Source organism: Ochrobactrum soli, from assembly GCF_003664555.1.
GTDB classification, from domain to species: domain Bacteria; phylum Pseudomonadota; class Alphaproteobacteria; order Rhizobiales; family Rhizobiaceae; genus Brucella; species Brucella teleogrylli.
In genome coordinates, this window is sequence record NZ_RCHH01000024.1 from 12,607 (window position 1) to 34,604 (window position 21,998).

The window sequence follows — 21,998 nt, forward strand, 5'->3', positions numbered from 1 at the left end:
TCTGTCCGGATTTTGTTTCTGTTTCAAATCTCGTCGTTCCAGCGGCGGAAAAGTACGCTGGCATTCACGCCGCCGAAGCCGAAACCGTTGGAAAGTGCATATTCCATGACTTTCGACTGGGCTTCTTTCGCCACGAACCCGAGACCTTCACCGGCACTATCCGGGTCGTCCAGATTAAGAGTGGGTGGTGCGATCTGGTCACGCAGAGCAAGGATCGTGAAAATCGCTTCCAGTCCACCGGCTGCGCCCAGGAGATGGCCAGTCGCCGATTTGGTTGCGCTGACAGCGACGTTGGCCTCGGCGCCGAATACTGATTTGATTGCCCTTATTTCTCCCAGATCTCCGATCTGTGTGGAGGTTGCGTGTGCATTAATATGAGCGATATCATCAGGACGGATGCTCGCTTGAGATATTGCAATCTCGATTGCCCGTCGCGCGCCGCTGCCATCTTCGGGCCCTGAGGTGATGTGATGTGCGTCAGCAGATGTTCCGTATCCAACCAGCTCAGCCAGCGGAGTTGCGCCTCGCGCCAATGCATGGCTGAGCGCTTCGATTACGAGGACGCCGGCACCTTCGCCCATAACAAATCCGTCACGTTGGGTGTCGAAAGGGCGGGAGGCCTTTTCTGGAGTTTCATTGAAACTCGTTGAAAGCGATCTTGCGGCAGCAAATCCGGCGAGGCTGACTTCGTTGATGCAGGCTTCGGTCCCGCCACATATCGCGATATCGGCTTCGTTGGATCTGATGAGGCGTGCGGCGTCTCCGATTGCCTGAACGCCAGCCGCACAAGCCGTTACCGGTGCTCCAATTGGCCCTTTAAAACCATGTCGAATAGACACCTGTCCTGCCGCCAGATTGACGAGGAACGACGGAACGGTGAACGGTGAAAGACGACGGGCACCTTTTTGGTCAACGGTTCTGACAGCTGCGGTAATTGCGGGAAAACCGCCAATGCCGGATGCTATAATTGTAGCAGTGCGCTCTTTCTCGGTTTCCGAAACCGGTTTCCATCCAGCCTGGTTCAGCGCTTCTTCAGCCGCTGCAAGGGCGAATAATATGAAACGGTCTACCTTGCGCTGATCTTTTGGGGCAAGAACACTATCAGCATCAAAGCCCGCCTCAGTGTCTTCCGATATTGTTGGCACCACACCACCAATTTTCGATGGCAGATCGCCCACAATGTCATCGGAAAGTCGTTTCACGCCCGAACGGCCGGCAAGCAAACGGGACCAGGTTACCGGCACATTGGCTGCAAGGGGACTGACTGCTCCCATTCCTGTCACAACGATACGACGCATGACGAATACTCCGTTTTCACTCCATTGATTCCGAAGGAGCACCGGCCAGACCGCTCATGCGCCTTGCTTCGGCAGCTGCCGCATCGAGAAATCGTTTGGATAGGTCCTTATCGTTCACAACGCGAGAAAGCGTAACGGCACCAACCATGATGGAAAGCAGTGCCATGGCTCTGTCGCTTCTTTCTTGGGCCGGTGTGCTTGTGAGGAGTTCATCAAGAACGGCCAGATGGCCGCGGATACCATCCTCGAAGGGAGCTTTCACGTCCGGGCTTTGGCGTGCAACGTCCGCCCCGAGCGCCACGAGAGGACACCCATCACCAATTTCATCGCGATGGTCGAGGGAGAGATAGAGATTCAAAATCGCTTCCAATTGGACGGCGTTGCCCGCAGCAGCGTCGGCCCACCTGCGAGTAGCACCTTCCATCGCGCGGCGTGATGCTTTGGCCGCTAGATCATCTTTGGATTCGAACTGCTTATAAAAGCCCCCCTGTGTCAGGCCGGCGCCCTTCATCAAGTCCTTTAGTCCGATGCCATCAAATCCATGTTCGCGGAAAAGCCTGCTTGCGACATCGATCACTGTCTCGCGATTGGCTTCCGCCTGCGCTCGGCTGACTCTCATTTGCCGTCTCCTTTAGATTTCATTTGACATCTATAACAAATTTAGATGTTAATCGCAATCTAAATCAATCGCATTTGTCCGTTTAGAAGGTCCACTTGCTATGAAGCGCAAACACGTTTTGACATTAGGCAGTGGCATTGCTGCATTGGGTGTCGCTGCGTTCATTTTTTTCGAAGTACCCGGCCATGAGCGGACCGATGCCGATCCACGTAGTGCACCAGCTCTGGTGCGTCTGGTGACCGCACAGTCAGCCAGCTCCCAGACACGTTCATTTACCGGTACGGTCGAAGCAAAAATCCAGAGCAATCTCGGGTTTCGTGTGCCGGGGAAAATTGTTGAGCGCCTGGTGGACGTCGGACAGCAAGTCAAGGCTGGACAAGCCCTTATGCGTATTGATGAGACAGATTTGCAGTTGGCATTGACTGCGAAGCGAAATGCAGTTGATGTCGCACGGGCACTCCTCGTACAGGCTCAGGCGGACGAACTGCGCTATGCGATCCTGGTTAGAAAAGGACTGGCAGCGACGCCGCAGCGCTACGAACAGGCAAAGGCTGCTCTCGACACGGCTGCGGCTCAGCTATCGGCCGCAGAGGCAGAAGCCCGCGTTGCAGAAAACGAAGCCAGCTATTCGGTCCTGACTGCAGATGCTGACGGTACGGTCGTAAACACTCTGGGCGAACCGGGACAGGTTGTCGTCGCGGGCCAGACCGTGGTTCAACTTGCTCACAATGGTCCGCGCGAGGCAGTCGTCTGGTTGCCTGAGACATTGAGGCCCCAGCTCGGATCCGTTGCCAGAGCAAACATCTATGGAAATGGCGAAAGTGGCGGTAACGCGCGCCTTCGTCAGATATCGGATTCTGCTGACGCACAAACCCGAACCTATGAAGCGCGCTATGTGCTCGAAGGGGCGGCCGCGTCTGCGCCTCTTGGGTCAACGGTTACGGTCGAGATTTCGGATAGCAGTCAGGCTACCGGTATTTCGGTTCCCGTCAGCGCTGTTCTGGACGATGGAAACAGAACTGGCGTGTGGGTCGTTAATTCGGCGACCTCCACAGTCCATCTGGTTCCGGTGACAATTGAAGAGATAGGCCAGGAGGATGCTCTCGTCTCTGGTGTCGAAGCCGGACAGCAGATCGTTGCACTCGGCGCGCATCTCCTCACGGAAGGTGATGCCGTTCGAACCGAGCAACAGATGAAGGTAGCAAACCAATGAACTTCAATCTGTCTGCATTGGCGGTGCGTGAACGTGCCGTAACTTTGTTCTTCATCATATTGCTGGCGGCTGCAGGTGTTTACGCATTTCTGAGCCTCGGCCGTGCGGAAGATCCCTCATTTACGATCAAGACTTTGACCGTCACAGCGGTGTGGCCAGGCGCAACTTCACGTGAGATGCAGGATCTCGTCGCCGAACCGCTTGAAAAGCGAATACAGGAACTGACCTGGTATGATCGGGTCGAAACGACGACCCGTCCCGGATACGCATATCTGACCGTCACGTTGAAAGATAACACGCCCGCAAATGCAGTTGAGGGAGAGTTCTATCAGGCCCGCAAGAAACTCGGTGACGAAGCGCGCAATCTGCCAGCGGGCGTCTTTGGCCCCTTCGTCAACGACGAATATTCTGATGTTAGTTTCGCCCTTTATGCACTGAAGGCCAAAGGAATGCCTATGCGCGACCTCGTGCGTCAGGCAGAAACAATTCGCCAGGATCTGCTGCACGTTCCGGGTGTCAAGAAAATCAATATCCTTGGCGAACGTCCCGAGCAGATATTCGTCGAGTTTTCTTACGCGAAGCTGGCCACACTTGGTATCACGGCACAGGATATAGCGACGGCTTTGCAACGGCAAAATGCGGTCACGCCGGCTGGTTCCATCAATACACGCGGGCCTCAGGTGTTCATAAGATTTGATGGGGCCTACAACAGCATCCAGTCTGTTGCTGAAACCCCGATTGTTTCAGCTGGACGTACATTAAAGCTGTCGGATATTGCAGAAGTAAGACGCGGCTATGAGGAGCCGGCGACCTATCTGATCCGTCATCAGGGCGAACCCGCAATAATGCTCAGTGTGGTCATGCAACAGGGATGGAACGGACTTGACCTTGGAAAGGCATTGGAAGAACGCTCGGCAACGATTGCGCAGTCTCTGCCTCTCGGAATGACGCTCGACAAGGTAAGCGATCAGGCGGTGAATATTGATGCTGCTGTCGGTGAATTCATGCTCAAATTCGCAATGGCACTTGGCGTGGTTCTCTTCGTCAGCCTAGTCAGTCTTGGCTGGCGGGTAGGAATTGTTGTTGCACTGGCTGTTCCGCTGACGCTGGCCGTGGTGTTCCTCATAATGCTGGAGACGGGCCGGTTTTTTGACCGTATCACGCTCGGTGCGCTCATTCTTGCGCTCGGTTTGCTTGTCGACGATGCCATCATCGCGATCGAGGTGATGGTCGTTAAGATGGAAGAAGGTATGGATCGTATCAAGGCTGCTGCCTACGCGTGGAGCCATACCGCTGCACCCATGCTGTCTGGCACACTCGTGACGATTATTGGCCTTATGCCCGTCGGTTTTGCGCGTTCGACCGCAGGCGAATATGCCGGTAATATATTCTGGATTGTGGGCTTCGCTCTGATCGTGTCGTGGTTTGTCGCAGTTGTGTTCACGCCATATCTTGGTGTGAAACTGCTCCCCGCAATCAAGCCCGTGGAAGGCGGACATCACGCGATCTACAATACGCCAAACTACCGTCGCCTGCGGCATACAATCGAGTTTGCCGTTCGTCATAAATACATGACCTGCGCGATCGTGGGTATATTGATGGCGCTCTCGGTTGTCGGTATGGGCGCCGTCAAACAGCAATTCTTTCCCACGTCCGATCGCCCTGAAGTTCTGGTCGAAATACGGATGCCTGAAGGTACCAGTATCGAGACAACGACGGTTACGGTCGAAAAACTGGAACATTGGCTGAAGGAGCAACCGGAAGCAAAGATTGTCACCAGCTATGTCGGGCAGGGTGCACCACGTTTCTTCTTCGCCATGGCTCCGGAATTGCCTGATCCGGCTTTTGCAAAAATAGTTGTTCTGACGCCGAACGCAGAAACACGCGAGGAACTCAAACACCGACTTCGCGAAGCTATATCGCAGGGTCTTGCGCCGGAAGCTTACGTACGTGTAACGCAGCTTGTTTTTGGTCCCTATACACCCTTTCCGGTTGAATTTCGCATCATCGGACCCGATCCGGCACAACTGTACAAGCTCTCGGAACAGGCGCTTGCCATAATGAAGACGGTGCCAGATGTGCGTCAGCCCAATCGGGATTGGGGTAACCGCACGCCGGTCGTTCGCTTCATACCGGATCAGGATCGCCTGAAGCTGATCGGCCTGTCACCGGTCGAAGCAGCACAACAGTTGCAGTTGCTTCTAAGCGGCCTTCCCGTGACGCAGGTTCGCGAAAACATCCGTGATGTGCCAGTTGTGGGCAGAAGCGCTGGGTCGACCAGACTGGATCCGTCCCGATTGGGAGACTTCTCGCTCATGAGCCGGGATGGTCGCCAGATTCCACTCGATCAGATAGGCCACACCGAAATTCGAATGGAGGAACCGATTTTAAAGCGTCGGGACCGGATGTCTGTTGTGACCATTCGATCCGATATCGATGAAGCAACCCAGCCTCCAGAGGTTTCTCAAGAGATCATGACGGCTCTTCAGCCTTTGATAGCGTCGCTTCCTGTTGGCTACCGCATTGAAATGGGGGGGAATATTGAGGAGTCACTCAAGGCCAACGTAGCTCTCGTAAAGATTTTCCCCGCAATGATTGCAGCAATGCTGATCGTCATTATCCTGCAAGTCAGGAGCTTGTCGACGATGACGATGGTCATGTTGACCGCGCCGCTAGGGCTTGCAGGCGTTGTCCCGGTTCTGCTGATCTTTAATCAACCCTTCGGTTTTAATGCCATCCTCGGTTTGATCGGTCTTGCAGGAATTTTGATGCGGAACACACTGATCCTCACCGAACAGATAAAGGAAAACCAGTCTGCCGGTCTTGATGATTATCACGCCATCATCGAGGCGACAGTTCAGCGTACGCGTCCAGTTATCCTGACGGCGCTAGCAGCCGTACTCGCCTTCATTCCGCTGACCCATTCAGTGTTTTGGGGCTCAATGGCCTATACGCTGATTGGCGGGACAGCTGTCGGGACCGCTATGATCCTGCTATTCCTTCCAGCCCTTTATGCGGCATGGTTCAGAATTCAGCCGTCGGCGGAGGGGGCAGTGAAAGAAGCAGACGTGTCAACCGCGCCATCAGCGCTCGCGGCTGAGTAGGAGCCAAATCAGGCAGCCATTCGAGCTTTGCGGAAAATTCGGAAAGGTAATTACCCCAAAACGCCTTTCCGAAACGAGGCCCGGCACGTCCCCCGCCGGGCCTCACGTTTGCCGACCTAGGTTTTCAAAACCAACTCCGGAATATTCTTGACTGGCAATCAGAAGGCGCGAATGGGAACGGGTGACAAAAGCGGATCACCCGCTCTTTATTCAATCAGCGATTGAGCGAAGCGCCTTTGCCAATCGCATCTTCCAATGCAGTAAGGCCACGTCCCCGTGTTTCCGTCGATAACTGCGTGCCAATCAATGTCAGCAAGCACAGTACACCCATGTAAACGCCCATTACCCAATACTGGCCACCCGACAGACCAACAAGCCAGAGCCCCAGCAACGGTGCCAGTCCCCCGGCAAGCATGGCTCCTATTTCACGCGACAAAGCGACACCCGAGTAACGGTATCGGTTGCCAAACAGTTCCGCAAAATGAGCGCATTGAGAACCCAGCATAGATTGTGCCCCAATAGTGAAACCGCCGACGAGCGCTATAGTGATAAGTGTGGCATCGCCAGTGCTGAACATCCACCAGGCCGGGATGGACCAGAGAAGCGAGAACAAGGCACCCATACGATACACCGAAAGACGTCCGACCTTATCAGTCAGAAACCGGTCTTTGGGCTTATTCCAGACATCCAAACTATTTCTTTGAATGGCTGTTCTGGTGCGCGTGGCCGTTGATGGCAATTACCGCATCGTCATGGAGCTGGCTGTCTCTGCTTGCTCCGATCCAGATGTATTGGCTGCTGGTGCATGTCACTGGCATCCCGTTGCTTGAGGAGCATATGCTGAAATCGCGCGGTGAAAAATTCCGTGCCCTGCAACATCGCGTAAATGCATTCTTTCTCGGGCCACGGAAAGGCACGGGAAGATCGAGGGGCTCGACATGAAGGGCTCTGTTGCAAAAAAATTGCCGATGTCCGAAAGAGTGCAGACAATTTTCAGCGAGACTTTTGATGAGCGATTTCAAGTGGCGCCATTTTCAGGGTGACGTGATTTTATGGGCGGTGCGGTGGTGTTGCCGCTATGGGATCAGCTACCGCGATCTTGAACAGATGATGGGTGAGCGCGATGTGCCCGTCGATCCTCGTTGCCTCATTATGTCAGTCTGTCCGGAAACGACGTTCCGTGGCAAATTAAGTGGATGGAGCAGGCGGCGGTGGTTGCCGCCTGCTCCACTAACCGAGCGGCGAACTTGCAGGGACGGTCACTCGAAAGCTCGTTGTTAAATCAGCTTGTCCAACTCCGGCAGGGCGTCGAAAAGATCGGCAACCAGGCCGTAGTCGGCGACCTGGAAGATCGGCGCCTCTTCGTCCTTGTTGATTGCGACGATGACCTTCGAATCCTTCATGCCGGCGAGGTGCTGGATCGCGCCGGAAATGCCGCAGGCGATGTAGAGATCGGGTGCGACGACCTTCCCGGTCTGGCCGACCTGCCAGTCGTTCGGAGCGTAGCCGGCGTCGACGGCAGCACGGCTTGCGCCAACGGCAGCCCCGAGCTTGTCGGCAACCGGCAGGATGACTTCCTGGAACTTTTCCGATGAGCCGAGCGCACGGCCACCGGAGATGATGACCTTGGCCGAGGTCAGCTCCGGACGGTCGGTCGACGACAGCGAGTCGCCGACGAATGTGGATAGAGAAAAAGCGGCTGCTGTCGGGACCTGTTCGACAGCAGCCGAGTTGCCTTGGGAGGCGGAAATGAAAGAGGTCGTGCGCACGGTGATGACGCGCTTGGCTTCCATCGTCTGCACCGTTTGGACGGCGTTGCCGGCATAGATCGGGCGCTTGAATGTATCGGCGGCGACGACCTCGATGATTTCGGAGACCTGGCTGACGTCGAGCAGCGCTGCAACACGCGGCATGACGTTCTTGCCGACCGAGGTCGCGGCCGCAACGATGGTGTCGTAGTTGCCGGCAAGCGAAACGATCAGCGCTGCAAGCGGTTCTGCAAGATTGTTGGCAAGCGACCCGTCGTCAGCGACGAGCACCTTGGCAACGCCCGCAAGCTTGGAGGCCTGTTCGGCTGCAACGTTGGCGCCGGCCCCGGCGACCAGGACGTGCACGTCACTTCCCTTTTCCTTGGCGATCTGAGCGGCGGCCGTCAGCGTCTTGGCGGTCTGGTCGGAAAGGTGGTTGTTGTCGTGGTCAGCCAGAAGAAGAATGGCCATGGATAGATCTCCCTTTCTCGAACCTTTAAAGCACGCCGGCTTCGGACTTGAGCTTCTCGACGAGCTCGGCGACTGACTTGATCTGGATGCCGGCCTTGCGGTCCGACGGTTCTTCGGTCTTCAGCACCTTGAGGCGGGCCAACGTGTCGACGCCGAAGTCGGCCGGCGACTTCTTGTCGAGCGGCTTCTTCTTCGACTTCATGATGTTCGGCAGCGAGGCGTAGCGCGGCTCGTTGAGCCGCAGGTCGGTGGTAACGACCGCCGGCAGCTTGATGTCGATGGTCTGCAGACCGCCGTCGACTTCGCGCGTCACCCTTGCAGTGCCCTCTGGCGCTTTGCCGTCACCGATCTCGACCTTGGAGGCAAAGGTCCCTTGCGCCCAGCCGAGAAGAGCGGACAGCATCTGGCCGGTCTGGTTGGAATCGTCATCGATCGCCTGCTTGCCGACGATGATCAGCTCCGGCTGTTCGGCGTCGGCAACACCCTTGACGATCTTGGCCACAGTGAGCGGCTCGACCTGGTCTTCGGTCTCGACCAGGATGGCGCGATCGGCACCCATGGCCAGCGCCGTGCGCAGCGTCTCTTCGGCCTTGGCCGGACCGACGGAAACGACGACGACCTCATCGGCCTTGCCGGCTTCCTTCAGCCTGAGAGCTTCCTCGACCGAGATCTCGTCGAAGGGGTTCATCGACATCTTCACGTTCCCAAGCTCGACGCCCGAACCGTCTGCCTTCACGCGGATCTTGACGTTGTAGTCAACGACCCGCTTCACCGTCACAAGTATTTTCATGAATCGTACCTCTAAGTTTCGCGCGAAGCGAAATCCGTTTGTGATCACTTCTGCCGAGCAAGCTCTTGGGCGCGTCGACACGCGGCCTGAGCCGCGTCACCTACGAGCGAGCGAAGTTTGTGATCCGCCTCAAACGTGCGTATTGCGGCCTCCGTAGTCCCGTTGGGCGAGGTCACGGAATGACGCAACGATGAAAGGCTCGCCCCTGGTTCGTTCTGTAGCGCAGCAGCACCTAACGCCGTTGCGACGACCAGTTCCTTCGAGAGCTCCGGGGAGAGTCCCAAAGCCACACCAGCATCGACCAAGGCCTCGCTGAACAGATGGTAGTAGGCTGGGCCGCTGCCACTTAAAGCGGTGACAACATCAATCTGCGCTTCCTCTTCAAGCCACACGGCTTTGCCAACTGCTTGGAAAAGCCGCTGGATCAATTCCCGTTGTGCCGCGCCAACATAGTCGTTGGCGAATAGGCCGGTACATCCGACGCCCGAGGTCACCGGTGTGTTAGGCATCGCACGACCGAGGGCGATTTGCCCCCGCCCGCCGTCGTCAAGTGCGTCGAAAGTAACGCCGGCGGCGACGGAGATCACCGTCGCCGCATCCAGCCAGGTGAGCGGCAGGGAGGCGATCGCGTCACGCGCCATAGCGGGTTTGACTGCGAGCACGATCAGGTCGAAAGGCCCGGTGTCGACGTCAGCAATGTTTGCAAACACAATGGCGTGAGTGGCACGAGGAAGGGCCGGGTTCACCGCGGTCACGCTGGCGACGAGTTTGGACCGCAACCAAGCCTCTCCTAATGCCTTGCCCATGTTACCGTAGCCGAGGAAAAGCGCTTTCATATTGTTGATCCTGTTTGTCGTGTCAGGCAAAGGCCGCATCAAGCGCAGGCAGTTCGCGCTTGAAGTAGACGTTGTCATCGGACTCGTCGGTTAGTCGCGCGGCGCGATGCCCGGCGTAGACAGCTGCGGCGACGGTCCCCGGCGCGTTGCAGTCTCCGATAAGTTTGACCGTGCGGATGCCCGCAGCCTCTCTCTCGGCTGCCTTCGAAAGGAGTTGGTCGTAGAGTGTCTGTTCTGGTTCGCGGGACGTTACGAGCAGAACCGCTTCGCCCTCGATCGTTTTCGTGCGTCCGGTATAGATACAGCTCAACGAAACACCACCGCTGACCATCCGCTCGATCGAATGTGCGGTTATGATCTGCACGCCAAGCTCGAGCAGTCGCTTTTGGATACGGTGTTGCTCGAGCGTGTTGTGCGTCCAGGCAGACACGTCCGTCGCGGGCGTGACGAACGTCACCTCAATGCCCTTCATGCGCAGTAATTCCGCCAAAGCGCTTCCCATGTAGTAGTGGTCGTCGTCGAACAGGACGACCTTCGCAGGAAGGTCCGCTCCCGCCAGAACGTCGTCGGGGGTCAGGACCTTTATCTGATCCAGGCCTTCCAGCGGGTAGCGGATCTCTCGGCCAAGTCCGTCATTGCGCCAGCGGGAGCCAGTCGCGACGAAGACGTGTTCAGCCCCAAAATCCATCACGTCGTCCGCAGTCAGCTGGCTTTCACGGTAGATCTCGACATTCTCGAGCCTACCGATGGCGTCAACGCGGTAATCGATGACGCGCCCCCAGCTCGCCAGACCGGGGAGGCGGGTCTCCCGAACCAAACGACCGCCGAGAGTGCGCGTCGCCTCGACGAGCGCCACGTCGTAGCCCCGCGTTCCGAGTGCGCGGGCGCATTCAAGCCCTGCGGGTCCGGAGCCAATCACGAGCGCGCGGGTGTCCGAACGCTTCGGCTGGATGCGTTCAGGGTGCCAGCCGCGCCGCCACTCTTCTCCCATGGTCGGATTTTGCGTGCACCGCACGGGCGTGCTGGTGTGATCCCCGGTGACACAGATATTGCATCCGATGCACTCACGGATTTCGTCGGCACGCCCGGTCTCGATCTTCCGTGGAAGGAAGGGGTCTGCGATCGAAGGGCGTGCGGCCCCAATGAGATCGAGCACGCCCCGTCGAATTTGCGAGACCATTGTGTCGGGCGACGTGAAACGACCGACACCGACGATCGGCTTGCTCGTGAGCGCCTTCAGCCCTGTCAGGAACTCTTCCTGGAACCCTTCGTTCGAGAATCGCGCCGTGATGCTGTCATTCGACCAGTCCGCGACGTTGATGTCCCAGAGGTCGGGCAACTCCGCCAGGAGCGAGAAGATGGCTGCGCCGTCTCCGCTCTTTTCAAGCCCTTCGCGGCCACTCTGCTCGTCAACTGCCAGGCGGACGGCGACTGCACAGCGGTCCCCGACCGCTTCCTTGGTGTCTTCGATCAGTTCGCGCAGCAGCCTGACGCGGTTCTCGACGCTGCCGCCATATTCGTCGGTGCGGCGGTTGTTGTGCGGTGTAAGGAAGTGGAAGGGGAGGCCGAGGTCGTGGCCCGCGTAGACATAGATAATATCGAACCCCGCGTCGCGAGCTCGCAGCGCGGCCGCGCGGTGCAAGTTGCGCAGCTCGCGAATGTCGCTCGCCGTCATCGCGCGCGCTTGGACCGGATCATAACAGCGCACGGGCGTATTCGACGGTGCCCACGGAATTTCGCGGCTGTAGCGGTTGGGGGCGGAGTAGCCGTTGAAGGCCAGTTCGATGCCGGCCAAGGAGCCGTGCTGATGAACCGCGTCCGCCATCCTGGCGAGAGCCGGAACATCCCGGTCCTCCCACAAACGAGCTTCGATATAGGGAGAAAACTCGCTCAGTGGGCTGATCTCGCACTCCTCGGTGCAAACCACCCCCCAACCGCCCTCGGCCTTTACAGCGCGCATTCCCGCCATCGCCGAGGGGTGAACGTGCCCCATGCCGTTGCAGTGCGGCACTTGGTAAAAGCGGTTTTTCGTCTTTACCGGACCAATCTGCACGGGCTCGAAAAGAATGTCATACTTTGGGTCGCGCATTGGTTTCCTCCAGTGAGTTCAAGTTGGTTCCAAAACGCGGCTCCGGTCCGCGTCGACAATGATGAGGCGGGGTTCAAAATCACCACATCATGTACGGTGCGACGTCCGCGTCGGACACATTGCCGGACGCAACGTCGCCGATGGCTTGGCCGATGATGGCCAGGCCCTGTTCGATTTCCTCTTGCTGAATTGTCAGCGGCGGCATGAATTCGAGGATGTTGGCTCGGAGCCCAACGTAGTAGAAAGCGGCGCCGAGCTCGTAGGCCCGATAGATGATTTTCGCGGTGGTCGCGACAGGCACCGGCTCCCGCGTTTGTCGGTCGCGCACAAGGTCTACGCCGATCGCCAGGCCGCGACCTCTTACGTCCCCGATAATTTCGTGTTTCTCTGCGAGTGCTCTCAGTCTGTGGCAGAAGTGCTCGCCAAGGGAGGCGGCCCTCCGGTCCAGACCGAGGTCAGAAATCACGGAAAGCGTCGCAAGCGCTGCCGCGCTACACACCGGATTTCCCGCGGTTGTCTGCATCGCGAAGGCTGTCGCATAGTCCATGATATGCCTCGGGCCGATAACAGCGGACATCGGCACGCCGCCGCCGAGACCCTTCCCGAGAATTACGATGTCCGGCTCAAGACCTTCGTGTTCGAAGCAGTTGATGAGCCCGGTTCGTCCCAGTCCGACTTTGACTTCGTCAACTACGACAAGAATTCCATGCTTTCTGCAGATCGTCTGCAAGGCCGACAAGAAGCCGGGCGGCGGCACTACGACTCCGCCATCCGACAGCAGTGGCTCAATGAAGACGGCCGCGACCTGCTCTGGAGGACAAGTCGTCCGGAACTGGTACTCGAGCAGATTGAGCACTTCGGCCGCTGAGAACTCCGGACGGTATGGATCCGGATAGGGGATCAGGACGGTTCCTGTTCGCGGAAGGGTGTGGGTCATCGCCGTGTGACCGCTGACTGACATCGAGCCCGTGAGGTTGCCGTGATATGAGCCGATGAACGAAATCACCCTGGGACGCTTGGTCGCCGCGGTGATTACGCGCTGAGCACAATCGCCACCGTCTGATCCAGAGTGACCGAACCAGACCCTCCGATCGGGTGAACCAGGGACAATCGATAGTATTTTTTCCGCAAGCGATACAGCGGCTTCGTTGGGGTACAAAAGCAGGCTCGCTCCGGCCATGTTCTTCGCTGCCGTGCCGATAGCCTCCGCGACAGTGGGGTGCGAATAGCCCAGGATAGCCGCGCCGCCACAGCCGGAAAGGTCGAGCACTTCACGGCCGGTTTCTTCGATCAGGTAGGATCCTCTGCCGCCCTTCACCGTCAGGGGAGAAAAACGCAAGCGGCCGATGTCGGCGATCACGCGTGCGTCTCGCACGAGAATTGAACTCCCAGCCTGCGCCATCTGCGAAACGCTCCCCTTATGCGACCGCGTGCTCCAGAAAAGGAGCATGTCCGCGGGCGAATGATTGTTTGAGGTCGAGTGGATCCGTCGTCGGATTTCTCTGTAAGAAAATTTCCATAGAAATCACAAACTGTCAATCATGAAAGAATATTGACATATGATTTCGTCTGTTGTTTCCTGCTGAAAACAGCACAACAGCAGTGCTGGGGAACAAAGAAACGACCTCGGTTGACACTCCGACCCGAAGAAGGGAGCGGACGGTTCCGCATGTCGTCGAGAACCAATTCACTTCGTTTGACTGGCCGCGGGCGACACCCAACCGCGGTTGGAATGAGAACTCTATGGGAGGAGATGCGACGATGACATCGTTGCAGAATGCGGGGCGGCCGTGGCTGTCCAGATCTATCCGCAACGCCTTTGCGGACTCGATCGTAATGGTGCTTGCTTTAGGAATCGCGGCGGCCACCTTTTGGCTGTTCGGCAATGCCGCTGCTCAACGCGTCTTCGTCCATGCAGCCATCTTGCTTGCTGCCGTGGTCAGCCTCCAGTTGTTTTCCGGGAATACCGGAATCGTATCATTCGGTCATGCCGGCTTTCTGGGCATTGGAGCCTACGCAACGGGTATCCTCACAATGCCGGCCGCGCTGCAGGCGTCGACCCTCAAAAACCTTCCGCATTTCATGGCGGGACATGAACTTCCGTTTCTGAGCGCGCTTCTGGTAGTCGCGGTGATTGCGGTCGCGGTCGGCCTCATTTCCGGTTTGCCGCTGCTGCGTCTCTCGGGTTCGAGCGCGTCGATCTCAACGCTGGCCTTGCTGATCATCATCTATTCACTCCTGGCCGCTAGCCGCGACATTACGCGGGGCACGCAGCCCTTCTATGGAGTTCCGCGTGACGTCGGCTTGGTGACCGGGGCCGCACTTGCAGCGGTCGCCCTCATCGCCGCCCGTGTGTTTCGGGACACCTCGTTCGGTCTGGGCGCACGCGCTTCGGCGAGCGACGAAAGGGGCGCTGCCGCAGTTGGCGTGAGCCGTAGCTCCGTACGCCTTGGCGCATGGGTCCTGAGCGTTGTCCTGGCGTGCGGGTCGGGCGCAATGCTCGCCCAGTTTCTCGGAGCGTTTTCCCCGAAGGACTTCTATTTCGAACTCGGCTTCACCCTGCTGGCAATGCTGATCCTCGGCGGCATGAATTCGTCGATCGGCGCGTTCTCTGGAGTCGTTATCACAACCTTCGTGATTGAAATCGTCCGACGCGGCGAGGCGGGCGGATCTCTTCTGGGCGTATCGTTTCCGCCGTTGTTCGGCCTGACCCAGGCAGTCCTCGCGATCGCGATCATCGTGATCATCTGGCGTCGCCCCGACGGTCTGTTTGGCAAAGGCGAGTTGAACATTCTGCGTCGCCTCGGGCTGCGGGCGCGTCCCGACGCAGTCGCCGAGGAGCCGACCCGCGTTGCGAGAGAAGGGGAAATCGAGGCGAAGGCGGTGTCACGCCGATATGCAGGTGTCGTTGCTGTCGACAACATTTCGCTAAAGTTCTCGCCCGACTGCATCACGGGCATCATCGGACCCAACGGCGCCGGCAAGACCACGTTCATAAACATCATCTCGGGAGACGTGCAACCGAGTGAAGGATCGGTATCGATCGGCGCGGATACGGGCGCGCATAGCTCATTCGAGTTCGCGAGAGCTGGCATCGCGCGGACCTTCCAGAACATCCGCATTTTCGCGTCGATGACGGTGCTGGAAAATGTCGTGGTTGCGGCAAGACAGGTCGAGACGTCGCTTGTAGCCGCCGAGGCAGCCGCTTGGCGCGAGCTCACTAGGATGGGCCTTGAGGGGCATGCCGATCAACCGGCGGAGAGCCTGGCCTACGGCCTTCGCCGTCGGCTGGAGATCGCGCGCGCCTTGGTCCTGAAGCCGCGGTTTCTTTTGCTGGACGAGCCGGCCGCAGGCATGAATCCCGTCGAAACTGCAGCCCTCACGGAAACGCTTTTGAGGGTGCGTGCCGAACGGGGCATCGGAATCATTCTCATCGAACACGACATGCGTCTGGTGATGACCTTGTGCGAACGCATCGTGGTCATCGACCGTGGCCGCGTCATCGCTGACGGAAAGCCATCCGACGTTCAAAACGATCCTGCTGTTGTGGCCGCCTATCTCGGGAGCCGCAGCGCAAAGGTGGTGCAATTCCAACGCCCGGAAAACCAGGCGACAACAAGGGGAGCATGACAATGAAATACGACAGCAGATACTACACGGCGACTGTTTTCGCGGCTCTGATGGCACTCATGGCAACGACCGCCACCGCCAGAGCGGAGGAACTCGTGATCGGTGTCTCAACCGCGCAGACAGGTGTCCTTGCACCTTACGATCAGCCGGCTCTCGCGGGTCTCCGCTACGCTATCGACGAGATCAACGCCCGTGGTGGATTCGGAGGGAAGTTCCAGGGGCGCCTTGTGGTCAAGGACACCCGCTCCGATACGGCGCAGGCAGCCACGTCGGCGCAGGAACTTCTGGACGAAGGCGTCAAGGTGATGATCACGCCGTGCGACGCGGACCCGTCGATCGCGATCGGACAGCTAACCCTTCCCCTCGAGATCGCGACGATTACCTTGTGCGGAACGGCGCCGGTCCTGACCACAGCGGTCGGCAACGTCATGTTCGGCAGTTATCCAGCTGACAATCTTCAGGCAACTGTGCTTGCCGAGTATGCTGTGTCCGAAGAGAAGCACACAGCCTACCTCCTGACCTCTCCCGACTCGACTTACACCGCCGGCCTTCCCGAGTACTTCGCCGAGGTCTTCGAAGCCAAGGGCGGCAAAGTCATAGAGCGCGGCACGTTCACGATGGGGCAGCCAGACTTCTCCGCCGTGGTGACGAAAATCAAGTCGCTGCCTGAAAAGCCCGACATGATCATGACGGCTGCCTTCGAACCCGACTTCCCGGCGTTTATCCGGCAACTCCGTGCCGCTGGAGTCGATGTTCCGGTTTACGGCGCGGACGCCCTCAACACGCCTTCCATCAAGGGGCTGGGCAACCTGGTCGATGGTGTCGTGTTCACCGCGGCAGGATACGCGTCACCTGGCAGTAAGGTCGAAACCTTCAACAACGCGTTTGCAAAAGCGACAGGTCACCCACCGGAATCGACCTATGAGGTGAACGGTTACGAGATCGGACTGATCATCGACGAAGCGGTGCGGCAGTCCGGGTCGGCCGACCCGGACGCCATCCGCGGGGCGATCGCATCTCTCAAGGACTTCGACAGCGTGACAGGAAAGATCACGTATGCAGGCACCTCCGGTATGCCAATCCGATCGGTGGTCCTGATGCGATATGGCGCCGGGGAGGCGCAATACATCTCGACGCTCATTCCTGACGCTGCAGACGTGCCCTCGCCGTGAGAGCAGGTAACATCGACACGGGAGGAGCGGTCACATGCTAGATGTCGAAAGACTGAGAGTTAGTTACGGCGAGGTGGACGCGGTCAAACGTGTCGATCTTGCAATCGGCCAAGGCGAGATCATCGCCTTGGTCGGAGCAAACGGCGCGGGAAAGAGCTCCACGCTCGCTGCAATCGCTGGGCTCGTGGGAAGTGCGGCTGATAGGATCTCGTTCAACGGCGAGGACATCAAGGGGCTTCCGCCAGAGCAGATATCCCGAAAGGGTCTCGCGCTCGTACCGGAAGGAAGGCGGGTGTTCGCAAGTCTGACCGTTGCCGAAAACCTGCGACTGGGCGGTGCCGCCCACGCCGGCTCGGCCACCGAGGCCAAGTCAAGGGAAGAGCAAATGCTCGAGCTTTTCCCGATCCTGCGCCGCTACTACCGGGTGAGAGGAGGATTCCTCTCCGGCGGCGAGCAGCAGATGCTGGCGATCGCGCGTGCCATGATGGCGAAGCCTAATTTGTTGATGCTCGATGAGCCCTCCTTGGGACTTGCTCCCCAGGTGATCGATACGGTTTTCGATCTGATCTCCCGTCTCAGGGACTCGGGACTGACCGTTCTGCTCATAGAGCAAAACGTCGCACTGGCATTGGAGATCGCGGACAAGGCGAAAGTACTTGCCAACGGCGAGATCGTTTTGGCTGGGTCGGCCAAAGAACTTGCCGGGTCCGACCTCGTGCGCCAAGCCTATCTGGGAGCTTGAGAACAATGATCCTTCAGCAATTGATCAACGCGGTCAGTCTCGGCGGCATCTATGCGCTGTTAGCGCTCGGATTGGCCATCGTGTTTTCCATCGTGGGACTCATCAACTTCGCACACGGCGAACTGATGACGGTTTCGGGCTACGCGCTTCTGGCAACATTATTGTTTGGCGTGCCGTTTCCCTTGGCTGTGGCTGCGGCGATTCTCACGGGAGCGATCGCCGCAGTGATCATTGAGCGGGCCGCCTTCCGACCTATTCGGGGCGCAAGCGTCACAAGTCTGCTGTTGACGAGTTTCGCGGTATCGAGTCTTCTCAAGGTCATTCTCCAGAACGGGATTTCCGCACGTCCGCAGCCTGTCCCGATGCCGGACTGGATGGCTGGCGCAATCGATTTCGGGCCGATCGTGGTCGGCGTCGGACCGATGATATCGATCTGCGTTTCCGTAGGGGCGCTTCTCGCTCTTGAATTCTTCCTGTCGAGGACCGCCATGGGCATGGCGATGCGGGCGGCGGCCGAGGACTTCAGCGTCGTTCGCCTGGTTGGCATCCCAGCCAGCAGGGTGATTGCAATCGCGTTCCTCCTTTCCGGTCTACTTGCCGGACTGGCGTCGATGCTATGGATTGCCCAACGCGCATCCGTTGATCCCCTGATGGGATTCATTCCGGTGCTCAAGGCGTTCATCGCAACTGTCGTCGGAGGTCTGGGAAGCCTGCGCGGCGCGGTCGCTGGCGGCTTTCTTCTTGGTGCGACTGAAGTCATCCTCCAGGCCGTCTTGCCGCCCGACGCAGCGCCATACAGGGACGCAATCGTCTTGTCAGGAGTCATTGCTGTTCTGCTGGTCCGCCCTGATGGACTTATTCCAGCCGTAACTGGAAAACGCAGCTAATCCCCCCCGATCTATTGTGTCGGGCCACTCGCCTGCTTGTAGTCAAACCTACAGGCACGGCTTTTTCGTTGCGTTTTGCATGTACTTTGACAATATCCTTTTAAGATTAAAAGGAGATCGCCTTGACCGTCAGAGAAATTCTGAGCCAGCCCGACCTGTCGCTCACGCCCTCGGAAGAACGTATTGTCCAAGTCCTCCTGGCCGACTATCCCATCGCGGGATTGGGGACTGCGAATAGCCTTGCGAAGAAGGCGGGCGTCAGCGATCCGACGGTTACTCGCCTTGTGGTGAAGCTGGGGTTCGAGGGCTTTCCCGATTTCCAGGCGAAGTTGATCTCGGACGTGGAGACGAGACTGCAATCGCCTCTACAGATGATGGAGTCAAAGAAATCCCAGGTGGGAGACGAGGGCGCAGTGTTGACCTACCTCCGCTCGGTTTCCAACCTCGTCGAAAAGACGATCGGCGCGACTCCGGTAACGACTTACGATCGAGCGGCCAAGCTGCTGATGGACGCCCGTCAGGTTATCGTGCTCGGCGGTCGATTCAGTCGCCATGTGGCGGGCATGCTCGGTTCCTATCTCCTTCAATTTCGGAGCAATGTTCGCGACGCTGATACATTGTCAGCTCAGGAGTTCGACACCCTGGTCGACATGGGTCGTAAGGACGTCCTCGTCGTCTTTGACTACCGCCGTTATCAGAGGGACGTCGTGGAATATTCGACGCAAGCTGCGGCGAATGGAGTGAAGATCGTTCTCTTCACCGACCAGTGGCTCTCACCGATCGCTGAAGTTGCCGAAGTGACGATCATCGCTCCGCAGGACGTCGCCTCTCCATACGACACTCTCGTTCCCTCGCTTGCGCAGATGGAAGCGCTGGTCGCCAGCATGGTTGCCAATATGACTTCCGAGATGCGCGGAAGAATTGAGAAGCTCGAATCCATCAGGGGAGCAAACGGAGTCACGATCGACAGCGTGCGCGAAGAGCGGGCGTCGCAGCAGGACGGAAAGCAATTTCTTCGGTCTCCTGCGAACGGACCAAAGTCGGGCTCAAAGATCCACGGCGGGAAGGCTGCGCGAAATGTTTGATGCGCCCTGTGACGGTTGAAAATTGACTGTAAGTAGATTTTCAATCTAGACAAATATTCCTCATAATGTAAGTAATTACACATCTGCCCTATCGATGTCGGATTACATTATGAGGACACTATGACGTATTCAGCGGCCCCGCAGGCTGGCGATTTCGATTCTGAAAAAGGCTGGCCTCCGGCCGTCGAAATCGTCAACGAGCAAGGTGCGTCGGATATCGTGCTGTTGTGCGAGCACGCTTCCGCCTACGTGCCGGAAGAGTACGGCAGGCTTGGTTTGTCGGAGGCGGAACTTCACCGTCACATCGGCTGGGACATCGGTGCTGCGGCGGTGACGCGTCATCTCGCGGCATTGCTCGACGCGCCGGCGTTTCTCGGGACCTATTCGAGGCTGCTGATCGATTTAAACCGTCCGCCGGAGGTTTCGGAGAACGGTGCCAACGTTCCGGCAAGCATTCCGGTGCGTTCGGAGCGGACTGATATACCGGGCAACATCGGGATTTCCGCTGAGGAGGTTACGCGCAGGAAAACCCGGATCTTTAATCCTTACCACGATTGCGTCGCGTCTCATCTCGACAAGAGGCGCGACCGCAAGACCCGGCTCGTGACTATCCATAGTTTTACGCCGGTTTATATGGAGGACGTCCGGCCGTGGCATTGCGGCGTGCTCTTCAACAAATCTCGGGCATATGCCGAGAGGATCCTAAGTGTTCTGGACGAAGAGAACAGCTTGGTCGTTGGGGCGAACGTGCCCTACACAATCACCGAAGACGCGGACTACGCGATACCAATCCACGGCGAAGCCCGCGGATTGGACTCCGTACTCATTGAGCTCCGCCAAGACCTTATCTCGGATGAGCAGAACGCCAGGGAATGGGCGCAGCGCTTGGCCAAGGCCCTCAGCTAACGCAAATTCGCGGACGGCACGCAATCAACAGACTTGGGAAAAGCCGTCCGGATCTACTTCAACATCGGTTCAGTTACGAAAAGGGGAACTGAGATGACAAAGGAAAACATCACCTATCTGTTGTGGAGCGATCTCGTCGGTGTGACTCGCACCCGCGGTGTGCCAACGAACGACCTGGAGAGCAAGGTTGAAACGGGTCTGGGCTGGGCGTGTGCCGGCCAGGCGCTGACGGCGTTCGGCAGCATTGTTGACAACACTTGGGGTCCGATGGACGAAGTTCGTCAGATCCCCGATCTGTCCTCTGCCTTCAGCTACAAGAGCGCGGTTACAGGCGCAGAGTGGAGCGCGGTGATCTGCGACTCGAAGAGCGCGCCGGACCGCGATTGGGACTGCTGCGCACGCACGTTCTATAAACGCGCGCTCGACGCCCTGTATGCCGAAACGGGCCTTACGATAGCGGCCAGCTTCGAACATGAATTCCTTCTCACGGCAGACTCGCCGGTGCCGTCGGGCTTCAGCCTGGGTGCAGCGCTGCGCGGAAACGAATTCCTGCAGGCTTGCTGCGCCGCTCTCCGCAACGCCGGTGTGGTGCCGGAAACGCTAGAGCCCGAATACGGCGCGTCGCAGTACGAAATCAGCTGCGCCCCGAAGATTGGCGTCGCTGCGGCCGACGCGGCGCTGATCGCACGCGAGCTTATCCGCGCGGTCGCTGCCGATTTCGGCATGCGCGCAAGCTTCACACCGAAGCCTTCGCCGAAGGCGGTAGGAAACGGCGCGCATATTCACTTCAGCCTCGTGGACGCCGACCACAAAAACGTCACCCACTATCCGTCCGCGCCGCTCGGCCTGAGCCCGGTTGCGGCCTACTTCTCCGCGGGTATTCTCAACCATCTCGACGCGCTCATCGCCATCACCGCGCCGACGCCGGTTTCCTACTACCGTCTGCGGCCGCACGCGTGGAGCTGCGGTTTCAAGACTATCGGGGTCCAGAACCGCGAAGCGGCGCTTCGCGTCACTCCGTCTGCTTCGCCGGACGCTGCCCGTCGCGCGAAGGGCTACAACGTCGAGTATCGCCCGGCAGACGCTTGCGCCTCGCCCTACCTCACCCTGGGAGCACTCGTGCTGGCTGGCCTGGATGGAATCCGCAACAAGACGCCGCTGCCCCGACCGATCGACTGCGACCCGGCCGATCTCTCCAAGGAGCAGCTCGCGGAACTCGGCATCACGGCCCTTCCGTCGTCGCTGGAAAATGCACTGGCCGCGCTCGACGCAGACGAAGGCGCCAAGTCCTGGTTCTCGCCAACCCTCTTCGACGTCTACAACAGGCTGAAGAAGTGGGAATGTGAGCAGGCTTATGCGAACGATGAGGCCACGCTGTTCAAGCGCTACAGCACGGCATACTGAGGAG

At 58.4% G+C, this 21,998-nt stretch carries 17 protein-coding genes and 2 pseudogenes; 11 read left to right on the plus strand and 8 right to left on the minus strand.

Going from position 1 to position 21,998, the window contains the following annotated elements; all coding sequences use genetic code 11:
- Positions 1-23 precede the first annotated feature (23 nt).
- Both fabF and D8666_RS22275 read right to left on the minus strand, forming a co-directional pair.
- On the minus strand, positions 24-1,298 hold the full coding sequence (gene fabF, locus D8666_RS22270) for a beta-ketoacyl-ACP synthase II (RefSeq protein WP_121539481.1): 1,275 nt from the start codon (positions 1,296-1,298) through the stop codon (positions 24-26).
- A gap of 16 nt (positions 1,299-1,314) precedes the next feature.
- Complete coding sequence (locus D8666_RS22275; protein ID WP_121539482.1) at positions 1,315-1,917, minus strand: TetR/AcrR family transcriptional regulator; 603 nt, start codon at positions 1,915-1,917, stop codon at positions 1,315-1,317.
- 100 nt (positions 1,918-2,017) lie between these two features.
- Between D8666_RS22275 and D8666_RS22280 the strand changes: the two genes are divergently transcribed.
- Positions 2,018-3,130 (plus strand): efflux RND transporter periplasmic adaptor subunit, encoded by a 1,113-nt coding sequence (locus D8666_RS22280; RefSeq protein WP_121539483.1) that lies wholly within the window; start codon positions 2,018-2,020, stop codon positions 3,128-3,130.
- Positions 3,127-6,234, plus strand: coding sequence for an efflux RND transporter permease subunit (locus D8666_RS22285; RefSeq protein ID WP_121539484.1), 3,108 nt, complete (start codon positions 3,127-3,129; stop codon positions 6,232-6,234). Before D8666_RS22280 ends, D8666_RS22285 begins: the two co-directional genes overlap by 4 nt.
- Before the next feature lie 214 nt (positions 6,235-6,448).
- On the opposite strand, the gene D8666_RS22290 is transcribed toward D8666_RS22285, so the two are convergent.
- Complete coding sequence (locus D8666_RS22290; RefSeq protein ID WP_209446020.1) at positions 6,449-6,865, minus strand: MFS transporter; 417 nt, start codon at positions 6,863-6,865, stop codon at positions 6,449-6,451.
- A gap of 26 nt (positions 6,866-6,891) precedes the next feature.
- On the opposite strand from D8666_RS22290, the pseudogene D8666_RS22295 reads away from it, so the two are divergent.
- Both D8666_RS22295 and D8666_RS22300 read left to right on the plus strand, forming a co-directional pair.
- A pseudogene (locus D8666_RS22295) lies at positions 6,892-7,176 on the plus strand (DUF1295 domain-containing protein); the annotation flags it as partial.
- Positions 7,177-7,242: 66 nt separating this feature from the next.
- Positions 7,243-7,371, plus strand: a pseudogene (locus D8666_RS22300) (IS6 family transposase); the annotation flags it as partial.
- A 140-nt stretch (positions 7,372-7,511) separates the two neighbouring features.
- On the opposite strand, the gene D8666_RS22305 reads toward D8666_RS22300, so the two are convergent.
- From D8666_RS22305 to D8666_RS22325, 5 genes are all read right to left on the minus strand, one after another.
- On the minus strand, positions 7,512-8,453 hold the full coding sequence (locus D8666_RS22305) for an electron transfer flavoprotein subunit alpha/FixB family protein (protein WP_121539485.1): 942 nt from the start codon (positions 8,451-8,453) through the stop codon (positions 7,512-7,514).
- Positions 8,454-8,478: 25 nt separating this feature from the next.
- Positions 8,479-9,243 carry an electron transfer flavoprotein subunit beta/FixA family protein gene (locus D8666_RS22310; RefSeq protein ID WP_121539486.1) on the minus strand — a complete coding sequence of 255 codons (765 nt, stop codon included), beginning with the start codon at positions 9,241-9,243 and terminating at the stop codon, positions 8,479-8,481.
- Positions 9,244-9,287: 44 nt separating this feature from the next.
- Positions 9,288-10,079 carry a pyrroline-5-carboxylate reductase gene (proC, locus tag D8666_RS22315; protein ID WP_121539487.1) on the minus strand — a complete coding sequence of 264 codons (792 nt, stop codon included), beginning with the start codon at positions 10,077-10,079 and terminating at the stop codon, positions 9,288-9,290.
- Between the two features lie 22 nt (positions 10,080-10,101).
- A complete protein-coding gene (locus D8666_RS22320; RefSeq protein ID WP_121539488.1) occupies positions 10,102-12,168 on the minus strand; it encodes an oxidoreductase in 2,067 nt (688 codons plus the stop codon).
- Between the two features lie 79 nt (positions 12,169-12,247).
- Positions 12,248-13,570, minus strand: a complete 1,323-nt coding sequence (locus D8666_RS22325) for an aspartate aminotransferase family protein (protein ID WP_121539489.1) — start codon at positions 13,568-13,570, stop codon at positions 12,248-12,250.
- Between the two features lie 359 nt (positions 13,571-13,929).
- Between D8666_RS22325 and D8666_RS22330 the strand changes: the two genes are divergently transcribed.
- The 7 genes from D8666_RS22330 (at position 13,930) to D8666_RS22360 (ending at position 21,994) form a co-directional block, all read left to right on the plus strand.
- Positions 13,930-15,798: a branched-chain amino acid ABC transporter ATP-binding protein/permease gene (locus tag D8666_RS22330; RefSeq protein WP_121539490.1), complete on the plus strand. Its 1,869-nt coding sequence runs from the start codon at positions 13,930-13,932 to the stop codon at positions 15,796-15,798.
- A 2-nt stretch (positions 15,799-15,800) separates the two neighbouring features.
- A complete protein-coding gene (locus tag D8666_RS22335; protein ID WP_121539491.1) occupies positions 15,801-16,970 on the plus strand; it encodes an ABC transporter substrate-binding protein in 1,170 nt (389 codons plus the stop codon).
- 34 nt (positions 16,971-17,004) lie between these two features.
- On the plus strand, positions 17,005-17,712 hold the full coding sequence (locus tag D8666_RS22340; RefSeq protein WP_121539492.1) for an ABC transporter ATP-binding protein: 708 nt from the start codon (positions 17,005-17,007) through the stop codon (positions 17,710-17,712).
- Positions 17,713-17,717: 5 nt separating this feature from the next.
- On the plus strand, positions 17,718-18,599 hold the full coding sequence (locus D8666_RS22345) for a branched-chain amino acid ABC transporter permease (RefSeq protein WP_121539493.1): 882 nt from the start codon (positions 17,718-17,720) through the stop codon (positions 18,597-18,599).
- A gap of 122 nt (positions 18,600-18,721) precedes the next feature.
- Positions 18,722-19,684, plus strand: a complete 963-nt coding sequence (locus D8666_RS22350) for a MurR/RpiR family transcriptional regulator (RefSeq protein WP_121539494.1) — start codon at positions 18,722-18,724, stop codon at positions 19,682-19,684.
- Positions 19,685-19,804: 120 nt separating this feature from the next.
- Entirely contained in the window at positions 19,805-20,590 is a 786-nt protein-coding gene (locus D8666_RS22355; RefSeq protein ID WP_121539495.1) for an N-formylglutamate amidohydrolase, read from the plus strand.
- A 93-nt stretch (positions 20,591-20,683) separates the two neighbouring features.
- On the plus strand, positions 20,684-21,994 hold the full coding sequence (locus D8666_RS22360) for a type I glutamate--ammonia ligase (protein WP_121539496.1): 1,311 nt from the start codon (positions 20,684-20,686) through the stop codon (positions 21,992-21,994).
- Positions 21,995-21,998 lie beyond the last annotated feature (4 nt).

What these genes read in the sequence shown, in the direction of transcription:
- D8666_RS22345 (WP_121539493.1), top strand. Translation starts at nt 17,718, where the DNA reads ATGATCCTTCAGCAATTGATCAACGCGGTCAGTCTCGGCGGCATCTAT.
- D8666_RS22330 (WP_121539490.1), top strand. Translation starts at nt 13,930, where the DNA reads ATGACATCGTTGCAGAATGCGGGGCGGCCGTGGCTGTCCAGATCTATC.
- D8666_RS22320 (WP_121539488.1), bottom strand. Translation starts at nt 12,168, where the DNA reads ATGCGCGACCCAAAGTATGACATTCTTTTCGAGCCCGTGCAGATTGGT.
- D8666_RS22310 (WP_121539486.1), bottom strand. Translation starts at nt 9,243, where the DNA reads ATGAAAATACTTGTGACGGTGAAGCGGGTCGTTGACTACAACGTCAAG.
- D8666_RS22285 (WP_121539484.1), top strand. Translation starts at nt 3,127, where the DNA reads ATGAACTTCAATCTGTCTGCATTGGCGGTGCGTGAACGTGCCGTAACT.
- D8666_RS22340 (WP_121539492.1), top strand. Translation starts at nt 17,005, where the DNA reads ATGCTAGATGTCGAAAGACTGAGAGTTAGTTACGGCGAGGTGGACGCG.
- D8666_RS22360 (WP_121539496.1), top strand. Translation starts at nt 20,684, where the DNA reads ATGACAAAGGAAAACATCACCTATCTGTTGTGGAGCGATCTCGTCGGT.
- proC (WP_121539487.1), bottom strand. Translation starts at nt 10,079, where the DNA reads ATGAAAGCGCTTTTCCTCGGCTACGGTAACATGGGCAAGGCATTAGGA.
- D8666_RS22275 (WP_121539482.1), bottom strand. Translation starts at nt 1,917, where the DNA reads ATGAGAGTCAGCCGAGCGCAGGCGGAAGCCAATCGCGAGACAGTGATC.
- D8666_RS22305 (WP_121539485.1), bottom strand. Translation starts at nt 8,453, where the DNA reads ATGGCCATTCTTCTTCTGGCTGACCACGACAACAACCACCTTTCCGAC.
- D8666_RS22325 (WP_121539489.1), bottom strand. Translation starts at nt 13,570, where the DNA reads ATGGCGCAGGCTGGGAGTTCAATTCTCGTGCGAGACGCACGCGTGATC.
- D8666_RS22335 (WP_121539491.1), top strand. Translation starts at nt 15,801, where the DNA reads ATGAAATACGACAGCAGATACTACACGGCGACTGTTTTCGCGGCTCTG.
- D8666_RS22355 (WP_121539495.1), top strand. Translation starts at nt 19,805, where the DNA reads ATGACGTATTCAGCGGCCCCGCAGGCTGGCGATTTCGATTCTGAAAAA.
- D8666_RS22280 (WP_121539483.1), top strand. Translation starts at nt 2,018, where the DNA reads ATGAAGCGCAAACACGTTTTGACATTAGGCAGTGGCATTGCTGCATTG.
- fabF (WP_121539481.1), bottom strand. Translation starts at nt 1,298, where the DNA reads ATGCGTCGTATCGTTGTGACAGGAATGGGAGCAGTCAGTCCCCTTGCA.